Source organism: Paenibacillus paridis, assembly GCF_006345825.1.
GTDB classification, from domain to species: Bacteria; Bacillota; Bacilli; order Paenibacillales; family Paenibacillaceae; genus Pristimantibacillus; species Pristimantibacillus paridis.
In genome coordinates, this window is sequence record NZ_VCIX01000072.1 from 63,342 (window position 1) to 81,748 (window position 18,407).

At 46.1% G+C, this 18,407-nt stretch carries 22 protein-coding genes and 1 riboswitch; of the genes, 2 read left to right on the top strand and 20 right to left on the bottom strand.

Annotated features, from left to right (window positions below):
* Nucleotides 1-5: 5 nt before the first annotated feature.
* From purR to FJQ58_RS05560, 10 genes are all read right to left on the bottom strand, one after another.
* A complete protein-coding gene (gene purR / locus FJQ58_RS05515; protein ID WP_139991435.1) occupies nt 6-833 on the bottom strand; it encodes a pur operon repressor in 828 nt (275 codons plus the stop codon).
* Between the two features lie 82 nt (nt 834-915).
* Complete coding sequence (gene ispE / locus FJQ58_RS05520) at nt 916-1,770, bottom strand: 4-(cytidine 5'-diphospho)-2-C-methyl-D-erythritol kinase (protein ID WP_139991436.1); 855 nt, start codon at nt 1,768-1,770, stop codon at nt 916-918.
* Nucleotides 1,771-1,906: 136 nt separating this feature from the next.
* The gene (locus FJQ58_RS05525) at nt 1,907-2,092 is read right to left on the bottom strand and encodes a small, acid-soluble spore protein, alpha/beta type (RefSeq protein WP_139991437.1); all 186 of its coding nucleotides are present in this window, start codon (nt 2,090-2,092) and stop codon (nt 1,907-1,909) included.
* Nucleotides 2,093-2,300: 208 nt separating this feature from the next.
* Nucleotides 2,301-2,576, bottom strand: a complete 276-nt coding sequence (gene veg, locus FJQ58_RS05530; RefSeq protein WP_076338501.1) for a biofilm formation stimulator Veg — start codon at nt 2,574-2,576, stop codon at nt 2,301-2,303.
* A 257-nt stretch (nt 2,577-2,833) separates the two neighbouring features.
* Nucleotides 2,834-3,718: a sporulation peptidase YabG gene (gene yabG, locus FJQ58_RS05535; protein WP_139991438.1), complete on the bottom strand. Its 885-nt coding sequence runs from the start codon at nt 3,716-3,718 to the stop codon at nt 2,834-2,836.
* Between the two features lie 70 nt (nt 3,719-3,788).
* The gene (gene rsmA, locus FJQ58_RS05540) at nt 3,789-4,712 is read right to left on the bottom strand and encodes a 16S rRNA (adenine(1518)-N(6)/adenine(1519)-N(6))-dimethyltransferase RsmA (protein ID WP_139991439.1); all 924 of its coding nucleotides are present in this window, start codon (nt 4,710-4,712) and stop codon (nt 3,789-3,791) included.
* A gap of 4 nt (nt 4,713-4,716) precedes the next feature.
* Nucleotides 4,717-5,265 carry a ribonuclease M5 gene (rnmV, locus tag FJQ58_RS05545; protein ID WP_139991453.1) on the bottom strand — a complete coding sequence of 183 codons (549 nt, stop codon included), beginning with the start codon at nt 5,263-5,265 and terminating at the stop codon, nt 4,717-4,719.
* Nucleotides 5,266-5,390: 125 nt separating this feature from the next.
* On the bottom strand, nt 5,391-6,539 hold the full coding sequence (locus FJQ58_RS05550; RefSeq protein ID WP_238403827.1) for a 3D domain-containing protein: 1,149 nt from the start codon (nt 6,537-6,539) through the stop codon (nt 5,391-5,393).
* Between the two features lie 248 nt (nt 6,540-6,787).
* Nucleotides 6,788-6,970: riboswitch (cyclic di-AMP (ydaO/yuaA leader) on the bottom strand.
* A 184-nt stretch (nt 6,971-7,154) separates the two neighbouring features.
* Nucleotides 7,155-7,928: a TatD family hydrolase gene (locus FJQ58_RS05555; protein WP_139991440.1), complete on the bottom strand. Its 774-nt coding sequence runs from the start codon at nt 7,926-7,928 to the stop codon at nt 7,155-7,157.
* Nucleotides 7,929-7,945: 17 nt separating this feature from the next.
* On the bottom strand, nt 7,946-9,244 hold the full coding sequence (locus FJQ58_RS05560; RefSeq protein ID WP_139991441.1) for an HD domain-containing protein: 1,299 nt from the start codon (nt 9,242-9,244) through the stop codon (nt 7,946-7,948).
* A gap of 271 nt (nt 9,245-9,515) precedes the next feature.
* On the opposite strand from FJQ58_RS05560, the gene FJQ58_RS05565 reads away from it, so the two are divergent.
* Nucleotides 9,516-9,770 carry an AbrB/MazE/SpoVT family DNA-binding domain-containing protein gene (locus FJQ58_RS05565; RefSeq protein ID WP_028609554.1) on the top strand — a complete coding sequence of 85 codons (255 nt, stop codon included), beginning with the start codon at nt 9,516-9,518 and terminating at the stop codon, nt 9,768-9,770.
* A gap of 131 nt (nt 9,771-9,901) precedes the next feature.
* Here FJQ58_RS05565 and rsmI read toward each other — a convergent pair whose 3' ends face one another.
* The 10 genes from rsmI to FJQ58_RS05615 form a co-directional block, all read right to left on the bottom strand.
* Nucleotides 9,902-10,783 (bottom strand): 16S rRNA (cytidine(1402)-2'-O)-methyltransferase, encoded by an 882-nt coding sequence (gene rsmI, locus FJQ58_RS05570; protein ID WP_139991442.1) that lies wholly within the window; start codon nt 10,781-10,783, stop codon nt 9,902-9,904.
* Nucleotides 10,780-11,448 (bottom strand): tRNA1(Val) (adenine(37)-N6)-methyltransferase, encoded by a 669-nt coding sequence (locus FJQ58_RS05575; protein WP_139991455.1) that lies wholly within the window; start codon nt 11,446-11,448, stop codon nt 10,780-10,782. The genes rsmI and FJQ58_RS05575 overlap by 4 nt, the downstream gene beginning before the upstream one ends.
* A gap of 257 nt (nt 11,449-11,705) precedes the next feature.
* Nucleotides 11,706-12,110 (bottom strand): initiation-control protein YabA, encoded by a 405-nt coding sequence (locus FJQ58_RS05580; protein WP_139991443.1) that lies wholly within the window; start codon nt 12,108-12,110, stop codon nt 11,706-11,708.
* A 62-nt stretch (nt 12,111-12,172) separates the two neighbouring features.
* The gene (locus tag FJQ58_RS05585) at nt 12,173-12,976 is read right to left on the bottom strand and encodes a PSP1 domain-containing protein (protein ID WP_139991444.1); all 804 of its coding nucleotides are present in this window, start codon (nt 12,974-12,976) and stop codon (nt 12,173-12,175) included.
* Nucleotides 12,977-12,979: 3 nt separating this feature from the next.
* A complete protein-coding gene (holB, locus tag FJQ58_RS05590) occupies nt 12,980-13,957 on the bottom strand; it encodes a DNA polymerase III subunit delta' (RefSeq protein ID WP_139991445.1) in 978 nt (325 codons plus the stop codon).
* A 33-nt stretch (nt 13,958-13,990) separates the two neighbouring features.
* Nucleotides 13,991-14,434, bottom strand: a complete 444-nt coding sequence (locus tag FJQ58_RS05595; protein ID WP_139991446.1) for a YaaR family protein — start codon at nt 14,432-14,434, stop codon at nt 13,991-13,993.
* Between the two features lie 16 nt (nt 14,435-14,450).
* Nucleotides 14,451-14,780, bottom strand: a complete 330-nt coding sequence (locus tag FJQ58_RS05600; protein WP_137186827.1) for a cyclic-di-AMP receptor — start codon at nt 14,778-14,780, stop codon at nt 14,451-14,453.
* 116 nt (nt 14,781-14,896) lie between these two features.
* On the bottom strand, nt 14,897-15,553 hold the full coding sequence (gene tmk, locus FJQ58_RS05605) for a dTMP kinase (protein WP_139991447.1): 657 nt from the start codon (nt 15,551-15,553) through the stop codon (nt 14,897-14,899).
* A 96-nt stretch (nt 15,554-15,649) separates the two neighbouring features.
* Nucleotides 15,650-17,167, bottom strand: coding sequence for an aminotransferase class I/II-fold pyridoxal phosphate-dependent enzyme (locus FJQ58_RS05610; RefSeq protein WP_139991448.1), 1,518 nt, complete (start codon nt 17,165-17,167; stop codon nt 15,650-15,652).
* 96 nt (nt 17,168-17,263) lie between these two features.
* Nucleotides 17,264-17,455 carry a sigma factor G inhibitor Gin gene (locus FJQ58_RS05615; protein ID WP_139991449.1) on the bottom strand — a complete coding sequence of 64 codons (192 nt, stop codon included), beginning with the start codon at nt 17,453-17,455 and terminating at the stop codon, nt 17,264-17,266.
* Nucleotides 17,456-17,685: 230 nt separating this feature from the next.
* Here FJQ58_RS05615 and FJQ58_RS05620 point away from each other — a divergent pair, with 230 nt between their 5' ends.
* Nucleotides 17,686-18,216: a transposase gene (locus FJQ58_RS05620; protein WP_139991450.1), complete on the top strand. Its 531-nt coding sequence runs from the start codon at nt 17,686-17,688 to the stop codon at nt 18,214-18,216.
* Nucleotides 18,217-18,407 lie beyond the last annotated feature (191 nt).

The window sequence follows — 18,407 nt, forward strand, 5'->3', positions numbered from 1 at the left end:
ACCTGCTATGCTTTAAAATAATTACCCGGTACGACGGTCGTTTGCTTCGTCTTCATATCAACAGCCGTAAGCTTGGCAAGCGATACATAATCCTCAAGAAGCCGCTCTTCTAGCTCTACTTCGCCAGATTCCACAAAAACGCCTACGCCTGCTACCGTAGCCTTGAATTCAAACAGCAAATCCATCATGCCCTGAATCGTCCCGCCAGCCTTCATGAAGTCGTCAATAATCAAAACGCGCGATTGCTCTTTAAGCGCCCTGCGAGCCAATGACATCGTCTGAATGCGTTTCGTTGAGCCTGACACATAGTTGATGCTTACTGCCGAGCCCTCGGTCACTTTATTATCCCGACGCACGATAACTACCGGTATATTCAAACAAGAAGCCGTTGCATACGCAAGCGGTATTCCCTTCGTTTCTACCGTCATAATGACATCGATCTTCCGATCCGCGAACGCGGTCGCAAACATTCTGCCGACATCCGCCAGCAGCTCCGGTTGGCCTAGCATATCCGTTATATACAAATAACCGCCGGGAAGAACCCTCTCAGGCTGCTCTAACTGGCGGCATATGCTCGTCATAATGGTAAGAGCCGTCGTTTCTTGCATTTTTGGCGTATACTTAACTCCGCCTGCAGCTCCCGCATGTGTATGAAGCTCGCCAATGCCTTCTTCCTCAAACACTTCTTTAATAATCGCTAGGTCCTCACTAATTGAAGACTTTGCCGATTGATATCGATCAGCAAATGCTGTAAGTGAAATTAACGTGTGGGGTCGACTTAACAGGTATTGGGTCATTTCTACCAACCGCGAGCTCCGTTTCAACTTCTTCAAACACATCTCCCCCCACTAAATCCGAATAATATAATGTCAATATAACATTTTTATACGGATTTAATCAAGAAGAACGTCAGTCCTATGTTAGCATTCTTACCACATATACTTCTTTACAGAAGCCCCGGAGCCCATTATAAATGCGGGGAAGCTTGGCTTCCTTCGAAACTAGGCCGAATACGGTCGGTCCGCTTCCGGACATGAGGACCCCGTCGGCCCCTAGACGGATCATGCTTTCCTTCAGCTGCATAACCTCAGGGTATAGGTCGAGCGTAACGTTCTCCAGGACGTTGCCAAGCCCATCACAAATATCTGTAAATGAACCACGCTCAAGCGCGCTGACCATATTAGAGATCGATGGATGCTCCTTGAGCTCGTTCGCCCGAAATCTCCCGTACACATCGGCCGTCGATACGTTAATTGGCGGCTTAGCTAGAACTACCCAGCATTGAGGCGGATTGGCGATATGCTCTAGCTTCTCTCCGCGGCCGCGGGCGATGGCTGTGCCTCCCGTCACACAGAAAGGAACATCAGAGCCTAGCTCAGCTCCAAGCGTGCACAGCTCGTCCTCAGGGATCTGAAGCTTCCAAAGCCGGTTAAGGCCTCTCAGCGCAGCCGCAGCATCACTGCTGCCGCCAGCAAGTCCTGCCGCGACCGGAATTTTCTTGTCCAAGTGAATATAAACGCCCTGCTTCACATGATAACGTTCTTTAATAAGCCTGGCCGCTTGGAATGCCAGGTTCTTCTCGTCTAACGGTATGTAACCAACCTGACTTGAAATAATAATCGTATCTCTAGGGAGCTCTTCCATTTCAAGACGGTCGGCAAGGTCAACCATAGTCATGATCATTTCTACCTCATGGTAGCCGTCATCACGCTTGCGGAGCACGTCGAGCAATAAATTAATTTTGGCTGGAGCTTTTTCATAAATTTTCATCCGATAAGTTCACCCGTTCGTTCGTAAGCTTAAGCATCATTATATCAAACCAACGCAATAAAAGCTAAGAGATGACAAACCGATCATTTTCGGCTGTCCTCTGCTTAGCTTTTACATACTGAATATGGCATGGCTATTAAGGCTGATTTGATTTAGCCGCAGCCTGTTCCGCCAGCTGTATCGCGCGTTTCACCATATTGCCTGCGTCCTTCGCGCGTATACCGCCCCAGCCTTCTTGCTGCACCGTATCATAAAATCCAAGATCCTTGGCCAGCTCATATTTCAACTGCTCTGACATGATCCCCCGTCTTCTGCGCCCCATCTTCATGACCTCCGAATCCAATTTAACATTGATCAAGCATATACGGCTGTTACTATTGCTCAAGTAGTATGCTTCAACCGGCATTGGACCATACATCAATCATCGGGCAACGCAAATGCATAAGCGGCCTATTCTTCTCCATATAAGTGAAACAAAAAAAGAGCGCAGAGATCTCTGCGCTCACATGCCTGACTAGGCTATATATCATCTAATGTTGCAAATGGGCGATACGGACTTGACCTTCATCATTGCATACGGTCACTTCTACCGACTCTGTCAGTATGTCCGCATAGCTGTATGAAACGCGCTTGAAAGCGTGTTGCTCTTCATCCAGCTTAACAATGAAAACAGAAGGGTAGGTTTCTTCCAACGTACCGGTTCGTTCGATGGTCTTTCGTCGGCCACCGTTCGCTCGAAGACGGATTTTGGAGCCAACATGAGCTTCCAAACTGCGTTTAATATCCAATAGCGCATTTTTTGCCATTGTCCACTACCACCTCTTTCCTTGTCCATTATAACCAAAAAGAGGAGGTTTGTCAAACAAAGCAAAATATTATATCAGCCGGAATATTTACTTGTCAACGGTGAATTCACCCATTTTTTAAAAAACCATGCATAAGCGAGCAAATTATATACATATTAAGAAGTTGCTTCAAAATAAAAGCACAAATTGAAGCTGAAAAGCAATTTTTTATGTCTTTTCATTTTTGCTTCTTATCTTTCAGCCAGCTCTAAAATGATCTATTGCTTCAATACGGAAGAGGATGAAGTTATCTTGGGCTTAGGCAAACCTACCCTAAAGCGGCCCATTGTCTCAATGCCTCCTACGCCGTCTATACCGCTTATTGTGCCGTGTATAACATCAGCCAAGTTAATCGTATCCTTGATTGACGTATAGCTTGCTTTAATGGCTATATAAACAGGATCGAGCGCATGAATCAATATCCGGCCAGGCGAGCTTGCAAAGTTGGAGCCTACCTGCAGCAGCGCTTCAAAATGGGATTGGCACGCTCCCGCTATGACGATCAGACCGTCGCGGTTTTTTTCGTAATCACGGGCAACGCGAACCGCATTAACAAAATGCTGCGAATTTTTATAACTGCTGAGACTGTAGAGATCCATTTGCGCGCGATTCTTCAAGACACCGTCATGACCGGTTATGACGACAATATCCGGTTGAATCTGCGGAAGCAGTCGGTAGAGAACATCAGCCATTTGGGATTCATGTACATGAAGTCCATGAGAAGGAACATGCATCGTATTATACAGTTGCATGCTCTTTTTCAAATAATTACCATCTCCATCAAGATGAAGCACCTTTCCGGGCACCTCAAAAAATGGCTGGCTCTGCTGCAACGCATGTCGAATGCTATCCTCATTCTCCATAGCTTGACGTTCGCGCTCCGAATGCATACGTTTCAGTGAATCATTGACTTTAATTCGAACTTGCTGCACCGCTCTTGTCGATTCTGGGTCGCTTACAACCGACAGATCAGGAATCGGAGCATCCGCAAGCAATCGGTAGTCCGTGCCCTTCAGAACGGCAGTATGTGTACGAACATCTTCAACCTTGAATAGCACGTCACCGCCATACGATTTGCGGACGACCAGGTCCCCTTGCTTCATGGGTAAATCACCTCTTCGTCTATCCTATGGGCATGAGGCGAGAAAGGTGAGTATTTTATGCCGGAACCGCCTAAGCGCCCCAGCCCGCTTCTAGCATGCTGCGGCTGATCCGAGCAAATTCCTCAAGCGAAAGCGTCTCCCCACGCCTGATCGGGTCTATGTCGTTCTTATGAAGCATCTCCGTTAATGCTTCACGGCGCTCCTTGCCTACGAATGCAGTAAGATTGTTCGCTAATGTTTTCCGGCGCTGTGCGAAGCTCGCTTGTACCACACGGAAAAAATGATCCTCGTCTGGCACATCAACCGCCGGCTTATCACGCAAGGATAGCTTAATCACAGCTGAATCGACGTTCGGCTGTGGAATAAACACCGTATGAGGCACTGTGCAGACCAGCTTAGGCACGCAATAGTACTGGACGGCAACGCTAAGACTGCCGTACTCCTTGCCGCCTGGCTTCGCCGCCATACGCTCGGCTACTTCCTTCTGAATCATAACAACAATATGCTCAAGCGGCAGTCGCTCCTCAAGCAGCTTCATTAGAATCGGCGTCGTAACATAATAAGGCAGGTTAGCAACGACACTCACGCCAGATACCCCGGCAAATTGCTCCTCCAATAGCTGCTTTAGGTCAAGCTTAAGTACGTCGCCATGGATGACTGTCGTATGCTCCTGATCAGCCAGAACCTCTTTGAGTATCGGAATTAAGCGATTATCGATTTCTACGGCCGTAACCTTGCCAGCAGCCTGTGCAAGCCGCTGTGTAAGCGCACCGATGCCTGGTCCAATCTCCAGCGCACCCTTTGTCTCGTCAAGTTCGGCAGCTGCAACGATATTATTAAGTATGTTTTGATCGATTAGAAAATTTTGACCTAGGCTTTTCTTGAAAGAGAAGCCATACTTCGCAATTATCTCCTTGGTACGCTTGGGCGTGCCCACTTCTATTTTAGCCGGCTGATCCTTGCTTTGCTGCTCTATATGCTCTTGACTGCTCATTGCGCTATTCCTCCAGTTCCTTTTCCATCTGCCGGTAAGCCTCAGTAAATTCAGCCTTGCTAATGCGGAAGCTTGTACAACGCTTATAGAACTGCTTGCCGTTCGCATATCCAATACCGAGCAGCTTCCCCATGACAAGTCGTCGGTTTGATGCTTCCGGATGTACAATTAGGCCAGCACCCATCAAGTCCTCCCAGCTAATCTCTCCCGCTTCATCTGCCGTTTCCGTCCGAAGCTCCGAGAGCGCTGTGCGTATCGCTTCTGGACTAGCATTCTCAATGCCAATGTCCCCTTTGTACAAAGCTTTCTCCTGAGGCAAAAAAGCATGCTTGCAGCCAGGCGCGTGGCGCGCCACGATTTTACGAATGCGTTCCCCCGCATGGTCGGGATCGGTAAAGATGATTACGCCGCGGCGTTCATTCGCCAGCGCAATTCTCCTTAGCACATCCTCGCCAATGGCCGAGCCATTCGTCTCTATGGTGTCCGCGGCTACCGCTCGTTTTATCGCTACCGTATCATCTTTTCCTTCTACGACAATGATCTCTTTGATCATCAAGACCATTCCCTTCATCTTATGAACTATTATCCCCGCAAACATGCAAAAAGAAGAGGCGTTGCCTCTCCTTATGATGGCATATTTAATTAAAAATTACGATAAGATGATGGTAACCCCATTCATCAGCTGGCCGTTGGCTTATTAGGCCCTAGCACATATACCGTAAAGCCTTTCTTGCGGCCAAACTTATTTGCTGTTTTGTTGCTATCAAAGTAAACATCGATTTTATTTCCCTTTATCGCGCTGCCTGTATCTTCAGCACGGCGGAAACCGATTCCTTCAATATAAACCCACCAGCCGATCGGAATGATCTTGGGATCAACCGCTATGGTTCGTCCCTCTTTCACCCTGACGCCCGATGCGGTAATTCCATAATCCGGATGATCTTCATCTTTGCCAGTCGAAGCGACGCCTGCCGAATAAGCCGTCAGCGTGACGTTCTTAAGTACGGACTTCGCCTTAAACGATACACCGCTCTTCGTAAGCGTTGAAACGCTTGGGCTCTTGCTCGAGAGCACAGTAACTTTAGGCTCAGCCTTCTTCGTTCCGATCGCAACAACCTGATCAACCGCGGCTGTCTCGACCACTTTGCTGACCATCTTCTTCGAAATCAGAATTCCGTCCTCGTACTGCTTCTCGATATGTTCGACAATGAGTCCTTCTTTACCGGTTTGCACGAGCTTTTCCTTGCCCGCTTCCAAATTCGGATCTTGTTTCTTCACGATAGAGTACGGCATGGTACGCTCGGTTTCAGACACTTTGGTGTCCACGCGCACGACCGTTACCGTTACTTCCGTATCAACTACCGTTTCAAGCGGAGGCATTACTTTATCTTGTTTACGAACTGGAATATTTAATTCCTCGATCGCCGCCTGCACTGTTCTCTCTGTCGTGTACACAGTAGAGGTCTTGCCATCAGCTTTCACAATTACCGGTACCGCATGAGTGACCTCAATGCGATCTCCGTCCTTTATTGCCGCATTTAGCGGTATGGACACCTCATCATGTGGTCCAATTGCGATAGCTTGTTCATCCAGTAGGCGTTGCAGGACCCATTGTTTCGTTTCAACAACGGTTTCTTGTCCGTTCACTACTACGGAGACGCTTTTGACAGCCGTTCCGTACAACAACACCAAAAACATGAAAGTCATAGCGATTGAGATAGTAGCACTCAAAAGAATCAAACGCAAGTTTTCACGCTTCCATCGCAATGCGAAAGACATGCTGGATGATCGTTTCCCATGGGTGTCCTTAACCTGGAGTATTCCCACTTCATCGGTCCTCCTTCATAGCCCCGCCGCCAAGTGTTACGCATGATACAACTGACGCGACTATAGTATATTGGCGTGCAAGCACGCAATCCAGTACTGCTATCGATCCTCCCACCTCCATCTTTTATCCCTATGTCGACAAATTCCCGATTATTCGAAAATAAAAAGAAGCCGTCGACAGAGGATCTGTTTCGTGGCTTCCCGGTCATTAACTACACTGGGATACAGAAAAATGGATGCACGAGGTTGATCACTCTCTATAAACGCTTACGAGGTTAGCTGACGGATTCGGGCAAGAGAGTCGCCCTATTCGAAATGCAATGCTCATGGCAAAGCTTCCGAAATTCACCCCTGAAGAATTTCAAAATACGGTGCAAAAACCCGTATTCGGTTCCCCCGCTCTCCAATTGGAGATTAAGCGTAAACTGGAAATCCAATACAAAAATTTAATGCTCTGAGATGAATCATACCCTCATACGAGGTCAATTGTAAAGATACGATAAAAGACGATTTAAGCGAAAAAGGTGGATAAAGACGGAAAAAATAAGCGATATTCGCTATAAAAATTAGTTTTTACGCGATAAAGGTCTTCCATTCTCTTCAATTCTCTCGATTTCAGACAATACCAAAACATTTTTTTCCGTTTTCGGTCGTAATTGCGCCTATTTCTTCGACGGTTTTGCCCAATAATTCGGCTGCCGTCTCTGCAACCCGAAGCACATAAGCGGACTCATTTCGCTTCCCTCGGAATGGATGAGGAGCCAAATACGGGGCATCGGTTTCAATCAAAATACGGTCCAGTGGAACCTGTTTAAGAACCTCTTTGGAAACCCTTGCATTTTGGAAAGTAACCGGTCCTCCAAACGAGATATAGAAGTTCATATCCAAACATTGCTTAGCGGTTTCGTAACTGCCCGAGAAGCAGTGCATAACCCCGCCAACCTCTGCTGCATTTTCCTCCTGAAGAATGCGAATTACATCCTCGTGAGCTTCCCGATTATGGATAACAATGGGTTTTCCTACCTTGCGCGCAAGACGAATTTGTTCCCTGAATACGCGCTGCTGAACATCCTTCGGAGAAGTGTCCCAGTGGTAGTCCAGTCCAATCTCGCCAATAGCTACCACTTTTTCATGTGCGCATAGCCGCTCAATCCACTCTAAATCCTCAGGCAGCATATCGATGCTATCCACCGGATGCCAGCCAACCGCTGCATAGATAAAATCATACTTCTCGGCAAGCGCCATCGTCGTCGGAATCGTCTCGCGGTTGAATCCTATATTAACGAGCATATGAACACCGGCATCTTTGGCGCGCTGAATAACCGCTTCCCGGTCCTCGTCAAACTTGTACGAATCTAAATGGGTATGTGTATCAAATAGTAATGTCATATTGATGTAAGGCTCCTTTAGTTCAATTTGAATAATTTTTTCATTTTTTCGGATAGCAGATGAATATTTTTTTTGAGCGGCTCTTCTGGATAATACAAGTGATATTCCCCTTGATGGAGGCCTGTAATCGAGCGAACAATGTCGGATTTGGCAGATATTTCGCTTACTTCGTCCTGTCCGTCTAACAACAAAATCGGCGCTTTTTCTTGCTTTTCTCCCTCTTTCTTGTCGGGGCGGTACACGTCATATGGCAGATCAAACGGGAAATCAATCTCCATATGATACTCCGGTTCCATTCCTATAGAAGAAAAGCAATTACTGATCTCATTTAACTGTGCTTCATCAGGATTATCGATCGTTATGTACTTATATAAACGACGGTTTAGAAAACGATCGCAAAGATCGCTTAGCAGCGTATCCTTCTCATCTGCCCATTGCATGAAAGCCGTCTGTACCAGCGCTTCGTCCAGCTTCAAATAATCCTGCACCGTAATCGTATTATGAAGCAACCCTTTAAAGGGTGCCGGCATCCAGTCAAAAACATAGCCACCCACATAAAGCTCCTGTGCTCTACGAAATATTTGGCGTAAAATGATTTCCGAACTTCTCGTCACCGGATGGAAGTAAATCTGCCAATACATCTGATAACGGGACATCAGATAATGCTCAACGGCGTGCATCCCGCTCTCTTTGACTACAATTTGCCCTTTATAAGGACGCAATACACGCAAGATACGTTCTAAATCAAAGGTTCCGTAATTTACGCCCGTAAAATAAGCATCTCTAAGCAAATAATCCATGCGGTCAGCATCCATTTGGCTTGAAATAAGGCTTACGACAATCGGTTTCGGGTAATTTTTCTGAATAACCGCAGCTACCTGTGCAGGGAATTGCTCAGAAACCGCACGCAGGATTTGGTTGATTTCTGTATCCTCTAATATGATTTTACAGGTCCATTCTTCATGGTCCGTGTCGAACACTTCTTCTAAGGAATGGGAGAATGGTCCGTGACCGACATCATGCAGGAGCGCTGCGCAAAGCGAAACCAGCCTTTCTTCCGCCGGCCAATCCGGATAGCCATTGCGTTCGAACTGGGATATGATCTTACGCGTAATTTCGTACACGCCTAGCGAGTGGGAAAACCGGCTGTGCTCTGCACCGTGGAAGGTCAAGTAGGAGGTTCCCAATTGACGTATTCTGCGCAAGCGCTGAAACTCTTTCGTATTAATTAAATCCCAAATGGTCTGGTCCTGCACATAAATATAATGGTGGACAGGGTCCTTAAAAACCTTCTCTTCGGTCAGCTGCTGCTTCATCGTCTCTCATCTCCTTTGTTCATATTTTCGACACATTAAGTGAATCTAATGTCGAATAGTGTCGTAATTTAGTTTCCAAAATGTCGAAGCTGTTGTATTCTATTACAGAGTAATATGACCCTTGTAACTAGTCAAATACTTATCCCGACGGCTATTCCGAGCAATTTTCTTAGTTGACTATTATGGTAATCGTTGGTATTATAGTAATACTAAAAGTAAAAAGTATGTCGAACGATGACGAAACACATTTTGAGAGGGGCAATAATAGATTATGATGAAATCTACTGGTATTGTTCGTAAGGTTGATGAGCTGGGACGCGTCGTTATACCAATCGAATTGCGCCGTACACTCGGTATTGGCGAAAAAGATGCTCTTGAGATCTACGTAGACGGCGAGCGCATTATGCTCAAAAAATACGAACCTGCATGTATCTTCTGCGGCAACGCAGAGAACGTATCTTACTTCAAAGGTAAAATTGTTTGCCACATTTGTTTATCAGAAATGCCAACACCTGTGACAAAATAAAAAAAATCGGTTATACTATATTTATCAACTTGTTAATTCTAACCTTTTTTATACTCCTTGATGCCTTCCTGCGCTTGAACCCGGCCAGGAAGGTCTTTTTTTGTCTATTTATAACGGTTCAAGCGATGAATTTATCTATTTACTTCATTATATACATCCCGCTTCGGCAATCCGCGATCTACCGCAACCAATTTGATCGCTTCCTTGCGGTCATATTGCTCTTCGTAATGAGCCACATGCGCAGCAAGATCAAGCTCAGACCACCATATCGCTGCAGTTGGCTGCTCGCTTGCCCCGATTCCGTCCGAACCTTCCACAACGATACAAAACTCCCCCTGCGGCGGATGCTCTTCAAACCATTCCATGCATTCCGACACACGTCCGCGAATTGCTTCTTCATGGCGCTTTGTCAGCTCTCTAACACATGCGATTGAACGGTCTCCCAGGCACTCCTGCAATGCTTCAAGCGTTTTGGTAATACGATGAGGAGATTCATAAAAGAGAAGTGTCCCTTTTTGCGCTTGCAGGTCCTTTAGCCACTTCGTTAATGATTTTCGCTCGCGCGGCGGAAAACCTGCAAACAAAAATCTCTCCGTTGGCAAACCTGACATAATGAGGGCGGACAATGCGGCATTCGCGCCGGGAATCGGAATGACGGGAATATTATGCTCGACGGCATCTCTTACGAGATCAGCACCGGGATCAGATATCGCAGGAAGGCCCGCATCGCTGACAAGTGCAATCGATTGCCCTTCAAGCAGCAGCCGAATCAGCTCAGGACCGCTGGCGCGTTTGTTATGTTCGTGATAGCTGACAATACGGGTCCCAATTTCAAAATGGGTAAGCAGCTTGCGCGTCTGCCTTGTATCCTCAGCCGCGATGAGCTGTACTTCCTTTAGCGTTCGTATCGCACGAAAGGTCATATCCTCCAAATTTCCTATAGGCGTGGCAACTAAATATAGGCTGCCAGAGTTTTCTTTGGCAGCTTCGGAAAAGCTTTTTTGTATATTCAAACGATTTGCACCCCATTCTCATACACCATAATAGGCGGAAGAAGCTTAATATCAGGTTTTCCATCCCGCATGGCTTCTATTAATACCATATTTGCTTCTGCGTTCGCATGAGGATGAACAAATTGAATTCGCTTAGGCTCAAGCCTCCATTTGCGCATCGTTTCCACAATATCAAGCAAGCGTGACGGCCGATGAACCATGGATACCTTGCCGCCTGGCCGGACAAGCCGTGAGCAAGCCTCTGCTACGTCCTCCAGCGTGCAATGAATTTCATGTCTAGCTATCGCATAATGCTCATTTTCATTCTGCTCTCCTGCCGTGACCGGCATATAAGGCGGGTTAACCGTTATTGCATCATAAACGCCATTGCCCGCTTGCTTCGGATACAATTTTAAATCCTGCTCTATAATCGTTATCTGATCCTCAAGCCGATTAAGCGCCACGCTTCTTCTAGCCATATCTGCCAAGCGCGGCTGGATTTCAACGGCATCGATCTTTGCGTTTGATCTCGTCGTAAGCAGCATTGGAATGACCCCGTTACCTGTGCATAAATCTGCAATCCGCCCGTGCTTGGGCACACTGGCAAACCTCGAGAGCAGAACCGCATCCAGCGAGAAGCTGAATACCTCCCGGCTTTGTATAATTTTCAAGCCTGATTCCGTCATTAAATCATCAAGCCGTTCATTGTCTGCTAAAATCGTTTGTTCCGACACGTGTTAAGCCGCTCCTTTGTTTTTGTTCAGTATTATTGCTTCTTTAAGCTATAAGAATTTATAGGTCCTACGCGATAAAGCAGTTATCTATTTCACTTAGGAAAAGTGCTGTTGCCCTAAAAGGACGTTAGCAGCCGTTTACGCTTGTATGCCGGGCTAATAAAAATACCGCCCTTTGCGGCAAGGACGGCATGTCGATACGGATTCCACTATTTATTTAGAAAGGATAGACAGAATAAACAGTCGCCCTCCGTCCGCAAATGCCCGTAATATACGTTGCATATGTGGAATCCTTCATGGTACAGCCGGGTCAGATTATCATGGCCTTCCCCGATAGCAACGCCCGAATCTACAAATGCGTTGTCCGTAAGAACTGGAACCGCCTCTTGACTGGCTCCCGACTTCTTGCTCTTGGCTGGCGTTTTAACTGCTGCACGCTCCAGCTCGGCTTCTCTCTTAAATAACTGACGCAGCTGGTTGTTCTCTTCACTTAGTCGCTTATTATCCTCAAGCAGCTCTTTTACCTTCTGCTTCAAGTCCGTAAGCTCTTTATGAAAGACACCTACTTGATTGTCCAGCTCGTCCATCTTAGCGAAAATATTGTTCTTCTCCAAGTTCCCACCCCAGAGCTTCAAGCGTGAGTGTAACCTCACCCGTGAGAATCGCACTCTGCCGCTTATTTGATGACGACATCATCCATCGACAGTTCTTTCGGTTTACCTGGTGTATCAAATAATTGCACATACACACTCTTAGTGGATGTGTTAATACCCGTTACTTTACCTTCTCCGTAAGAGGTGACAACGAATTTGCCGATTGCCGGCAATTCTTCACGAATGCTTTCGTAGTTGTCATGCTCGTACTTCAGGCAGCACATGAGACGGCCGCATAATCCGGATATCTTCGTCGGATTAAGCGACAGGTTCTGATCCTTGGCCATCTTAATTGATACGGGCTCAAAGTCACCCAGCCAAGAGGAACAGCACAACACTCTTCCGCAAGGGCCAATGCCGCCCAGCATTTTCGCTTCGTCTCGAACGCCAATTTGTCTTAGCTCGATTCTAGTGCGAAACACGCTAGCGAGATCCTTAACAAGCTCCCGGAAATCGACACGTCCTTCTGCGGTAAAGTAAAAAATAATTTTATTGCGGTCAAACGTAAATTCAACGTCAACCAGCTTCATGCGGAGCTGATGACCCTTAATTTTTTCAAGACAAGTGGAAAACGCATTTTTGGCTGCTGCACGATTCTCATCAACGACCTTCGCGTCAACATCGCTAGCAATACGAATCACTTTCTTAAGAGGAAGAACGACATCCGATTCACCGACTTGCTTCTGTCCCACCACCACTTTACCGTATTCGATCCCACGGGCGGTTTCAACAATAACATGTTGCTCCTTATCCACGGGGTGCTCGACCGGATCAAAGTAATAGATCTTGCCCGCTTTCTTGAAGCGGACACCGATGACATTATACAAGAATTAGCCCTCCTGTAAGTTTACCAATAGTTGCTCAAATGCGAGCTGAGGCGTTACGTTTGCGCGCATACGTTTACTTGCTTCTAGCGTATGCTCTATGCAGGACACCCAGCCTGCGATCGATCGATTAAACGCATGCTTGCTTATCCATTCCAACTGATCTATAAAAACGATGTTGTCCTGCCTTCCGGCCTGGAACTGTATCAAATCTTTAAACCATATAACTAACAACGACAACAGCAATTGAATGTGCTCCACTAAATCTGTTTTAAAAAGCTGTTGTCCAGCAGTGATCATCGCCGCGGTGAATCGGGTCAAACTCTCCTTGCCTAATTGTATCACTAGGGTTCTGATTTCTGCAAACTGATTCTGCTGGAGAAATTGTCTTGCACCGTCCAATCCGGATGTTAATTGCACAACCGTCCTTGCCAATGTAGACGGTGCTCCCTCATCGATCAAGACCTGCAGCATACTTTCTGGTGACATTGGCAAGAAAGGAACCCATTGCGTTCGAGAGCGAATAGTAGGCAGCACGGCTTGTCCATTATCCGTAATCAATATGGCCACCACTGGCGATAACGGCTCTTCCAAAAATTTTAGCAGACTGTTTGCCGCCTGCAGCGTCATTTTGTCCGCTTTTTCAATCATATACACCTTGCGCTTGGTCCCGCTGTTCCGATATGAAAAATCCTTTTGGAGTTCGCGGATTTGGTCGATTTTGATCGATTGGCCATCCGGAACAATCACGGTTAAATCCGTTTGATTGCCATGCTCAAACTTTCTGCATTCCAGACACTCGCCACAAGCATCGGATCCTTCTGCCGTACAGAACAAAGCCTTCGCAAATTCACGTGCCATCGCCATGCGTCCTGTTCCTGATGGGCCGTTAAACAAATACGCGTGAGATACTTTGCCGCTCTCGAGCGCATGCCTCAATATCCGCTGTGCTTTCCATTGCCCTGTAATCTGTTCAAGGCTCATAGCCAATCCTAACCTTTCCCTGCCTGCTTCCTATTAAAATAACAAATTAATAAGAAGTCCCCGTATCTCGCCGATTTTGTTAAGCAAGTCGATTCTGCCCTGCTCACTGTCGAGCAAATCCTCGGCCATCGAGACGAGAGTTGCATCAATCTCATCTAGCAGTTTATATCTTTTAATACGTCCTCTGCGATCAAAACCTTTGACTTCCTTAAGCACAACACCGCGTCTGATCGTATCCTCTAGAAATTTCTTAATCATCTGTCGATAAATCTTCAGCTCGCGCACCGTCATCACTTTGGCTAAACGGTCACCTTGTCTATGAATATCCTGTAGCTTCTGCTGCAGTTGCTCCTGCGTTCGGTCAGCATCCTGCTGTACCATCACATCTGCGAAGCTCCTCTGCTGAATCTGCTTGGCTTGGGTGTCATTGTTAGCTCGATTTTGTCCGAGTGGACGAAAGTTTTGGTCAATCTTCATCTTATGTCACGCCCATTCAGAAATGCTCAAATCGTTCAACCGGTATGACGAATACGGCTGCGCCGCCCACCTGCACCTCAACGGGAAACGGAATATAGGAATCCGTTGAACCACCCATCGGTGATACCGGGGTAACGAGCTGATCGCGCACCTTGCAGTTTGCATTGATAACCTGAAGCACTTCGTGAACACGCTCATCTTCAATACCGATCATAAAAGTAGTATTTCCTGCTCTTAGGAATCCACCCGTACTTGCCAGCTTTGTTGCCCTGAAGCCTTCGCGCACAAGCGCGTTTGACAATCTGTTGCTGTCCTTATCTTGAATAACCGCGATTACTAATTTCATCTTCATTCCCCCTTGACTACTATTAGAATAGGTTATTGACTAATTGCTCCTTGCATCATAGCTTTGAATGCTGTCTCGAGAGGTTCATCTTGGACAGCTATGCAATCGTGTATATCTTAAAGTTTGACATCGGTTGCAAAAAATCCTGCAAAACGCTCTTCAATCGCCGCTAAAACGTCATTGAACACCAAATCTGCGCTTTTTTCCGCATTAACTAACACGATTCGATCCGGATATTGCTTAAGCAGCAGTTGATAGCCTTCTCTTACTTTTTCATGAAAAGAATGCTTCTCAAGATCCAATCGGTTAATTTCCCTCTCCGATGCCTGTGCGATCCTGGTTAAGCCAACCTCAGGCGAAACATCCATATAAATCGTTAAATCAGGCATTAGCTCCTGAATGGCAAATTGGTTAATGGCCCATACTTCCTCCATGCCAAGCCCTCGTGCATGCCCCTGATAAGCCAGGCTGCTATCGACAAACCGATCACATATAACAATTTGCCCTTGCTCTAATGCCGGTAAAACCTTCTCCACTAAATGCTGTCTTCTGGCCGCTGCATATAGCAGTGCTTCAGTTCTAGCGTCCATGGCAATATGTTGACGATCTAATATGACGGAACGGATTTGTTCTGCAATCAGGATGCCTCCAGGCTCCCTGGTCGTCATGACCGATTTGCCCCTTTGATGCATCTTATTCGAAAGCAGCTCAATCAGTGTCGATTTGCCGGCTCCTTCGCCGCCTTCTATCGTAATGAAAATGCCTTTATTCAAGCTAAAACTGCCCCTAACGTTTATGTTAACTATACTTTCTTCTATATTAACAAAGCGCTACCCCATGTACAATGAAGATTTGCTGTAATAACTAAATCATGTCGGAAGATCCGCCTTTTCAGCAAATATAGATATCGTGGCTAACGAAGGATCGCCTGCACCTTGAAATTTAGCGCCTGCTTCAGATAGATATTGAATATAGTCAATCATGGCAGCCGTAATTTTCTCTCCTGGGTATAGGATGGCGATTCCCGGCGGGTATGGGGTTACCATTTCTGCCGATAGCTGGCCTTCGGTTAACTGTAAAGGTATGCGCTGAATTGCTTTATTCTTAAACGCTGTCTTCTTAAATGAAACAGGCTGGATACTCGTCCATTCGAAGCCATTCGTCATGCTGAGTGGTTGAAAATCTTTTGGCTTTTTCTCCGTCTTATGGCTGCTGTCACTAATCGTTTTAATGGCATACTGGAGCTTTTTGACATCCTGTGTAGACGTTTGAACGCCGAACACAAGAACGACATATCGCGAATCAGCCATCTCGGCAAAGCATCCATACTGCTCCAGCAGCTTCTGGAGCTCGAACCCCGATCGCTGACCGCTCACGTCGTATAAGACAACACGCAAAGGATCCACCTGCAGCATGGACGCTGTGTCGGCATCGTAATAAACCTCGCATAAGGTTGTCTCCTGGTTACGCAACCAGTTGCGGAAGGAACTAACTGATCGCAAACTCTGATCGAACAGCATTGGTCCTAGCGTGTCCATCATTGCTCGGGAAATATCAATAGAGGCAAGAATCGGAAATGATGGGCTTGAGCTTTGAACCATCGCTAACGTTTCCCGCAAGCTATCGAGCGGAATTCGGTTTCCTTGTACGTGAAGAAGTGCTCCCATCGTCAAGGTGGGCAGTGTTTTATGTGCAGATTGCACAACAGCGTCTACGCCTTCAGACAATGAAGAATTCGGAAACGCTTCATGAAACCCATAATGGGCCCCATGAGCTTCATCAACTAATATAGGCACGTTATAACGGTGCGCAGCTTCAACATAGCGGCTCAAACTTATGCCCATACCGTAATAATTAGGATTGCTTAAAAAAACTGCCTTCGCCTCCGGATACAAAGCGAGAGCGGCTTCCACCTGCTCTAAGGCAGGAACGGTCGCCAAACCTGAATTTTTATCTATACGAGGAGACAAGAACACTGCTTTCGCTCCAGAAAGCCTTAACCCATTCAAAACTGACTTATGTACATTTCGCTGCACGATTACGATATCGTCGGGCTCGCAAAGCGTTAGCAGCAAAGCAAGGTTGCCTGAGGTACTACCACCTACCAAAAAAAAAGTCTCGTCTGTACCAAACGTTTTCGCAGCCAGCTGCTGCGCCTCCTGTATAGACGCTTCCGGATGATGCAAATCATCTGTAGTGGAAAGCTCGGTAACATCAAGCTGCATAATTTTATAAAAATATTCAGAAGGATGCTCAGATTGCTCATTTATAGGCAGAACCAACTTCATAGCTTGTCCGTTATGGTGGCCAGGAACATGGAATCCTGCAGGCGCTTTAGCCGCATGTTTCAACAGAGCATCAAATAGCGGCGCATAAAATGGCTTCATTAAAATAGGTCATTCCTTTCAAATCAACATCAGGTCACTATTCCTATTGTAACCGAACCAACAAAAAAAAGAGCAACCTCTAAAATCAGAAGCTGCTCATGCATTTTCTCCTAAAAAAATTTGCTTCATTTGATGAATGAAAAAAGGATATTTGGCATCTTTTACGTCGGTTCTTACCATTTCCTCTTCACAGGTCTCACAAATAAAGCCGGATACGACACGAATACCTTGCCCCTCAGCTTTTGGCTCGTTGCAAATATTGCATTTATGCTCGTGATTATCGTTCATGACAATCCCCGCTTTCTGCTTTGATCCTATATAGCTATTATTATGGCACATAGTCTATCTATTTATACTTGTTTCATAGCACATTTCAAATATTTATATATCCTATGCGTCATCTGGGCTTATGGTTACAACAGATACAAAATGTTTCACTGAAACTATGGACAGATCGCTTCCAAAAACCGATATAGTTAGGAAGAGTACCTGTATTCAATACGGAAGGACGTTCCACTATGCGCAACAAGTTGTCCGAACAACAAAATGCCACGATCTATCAATATCAGCTAGTCAAACGCAAAATCATTCGTCCAGAGCTTATCCAAAGCCACTTGCTCATTGCAGCCATTTTGCTTGCATTTCAAGTATTGATGTATCAAATGGACGGCTTATTCTCCTGGCTTTTCGGTTTTGCAGTCGTTCAAATCATACATATTGCTATTATACTACTAACCTTTATCCGTGTAGATGAAGCAGCAGACCGAAAATGGATATGGCGTATTACTCCTCCTTGGATTGGTTTTAAACCAGCCAACGATATTAAGCTTCAACTCTTCCGCCGCGTGCATCGCCATATGTTCTGGTTAGGCTTATGCTCTATCGCCTTACTTTACCCATGGATCAAAGAATCATTAATGATCAGCATTGTAAGCTGGCATCTCTGGCTGCTGATTCCACGGATGCTGCTCTCCTTCTCCTTCCGTAAAGAGCAGAAGGACGGCGTCTTAAGGCTCCAATCCAGCGAAGCCTCCTATTACCGCCGTTAACAGAAAGGCCTTAGAGGCTCTTTATGAGCTTCTAAGGCCTTTGGTATGTGAACAATGATTATATCTGCAATACTAATAAAATTAGCATCCATATAAACAAAAAACCTATCGCATCACATGCGATAGGTCTCTCGTGCTTGGCGACGTCCTACTCTCCCAAGACCCTGCGGTCTAAGTACCATTGGCGCTGG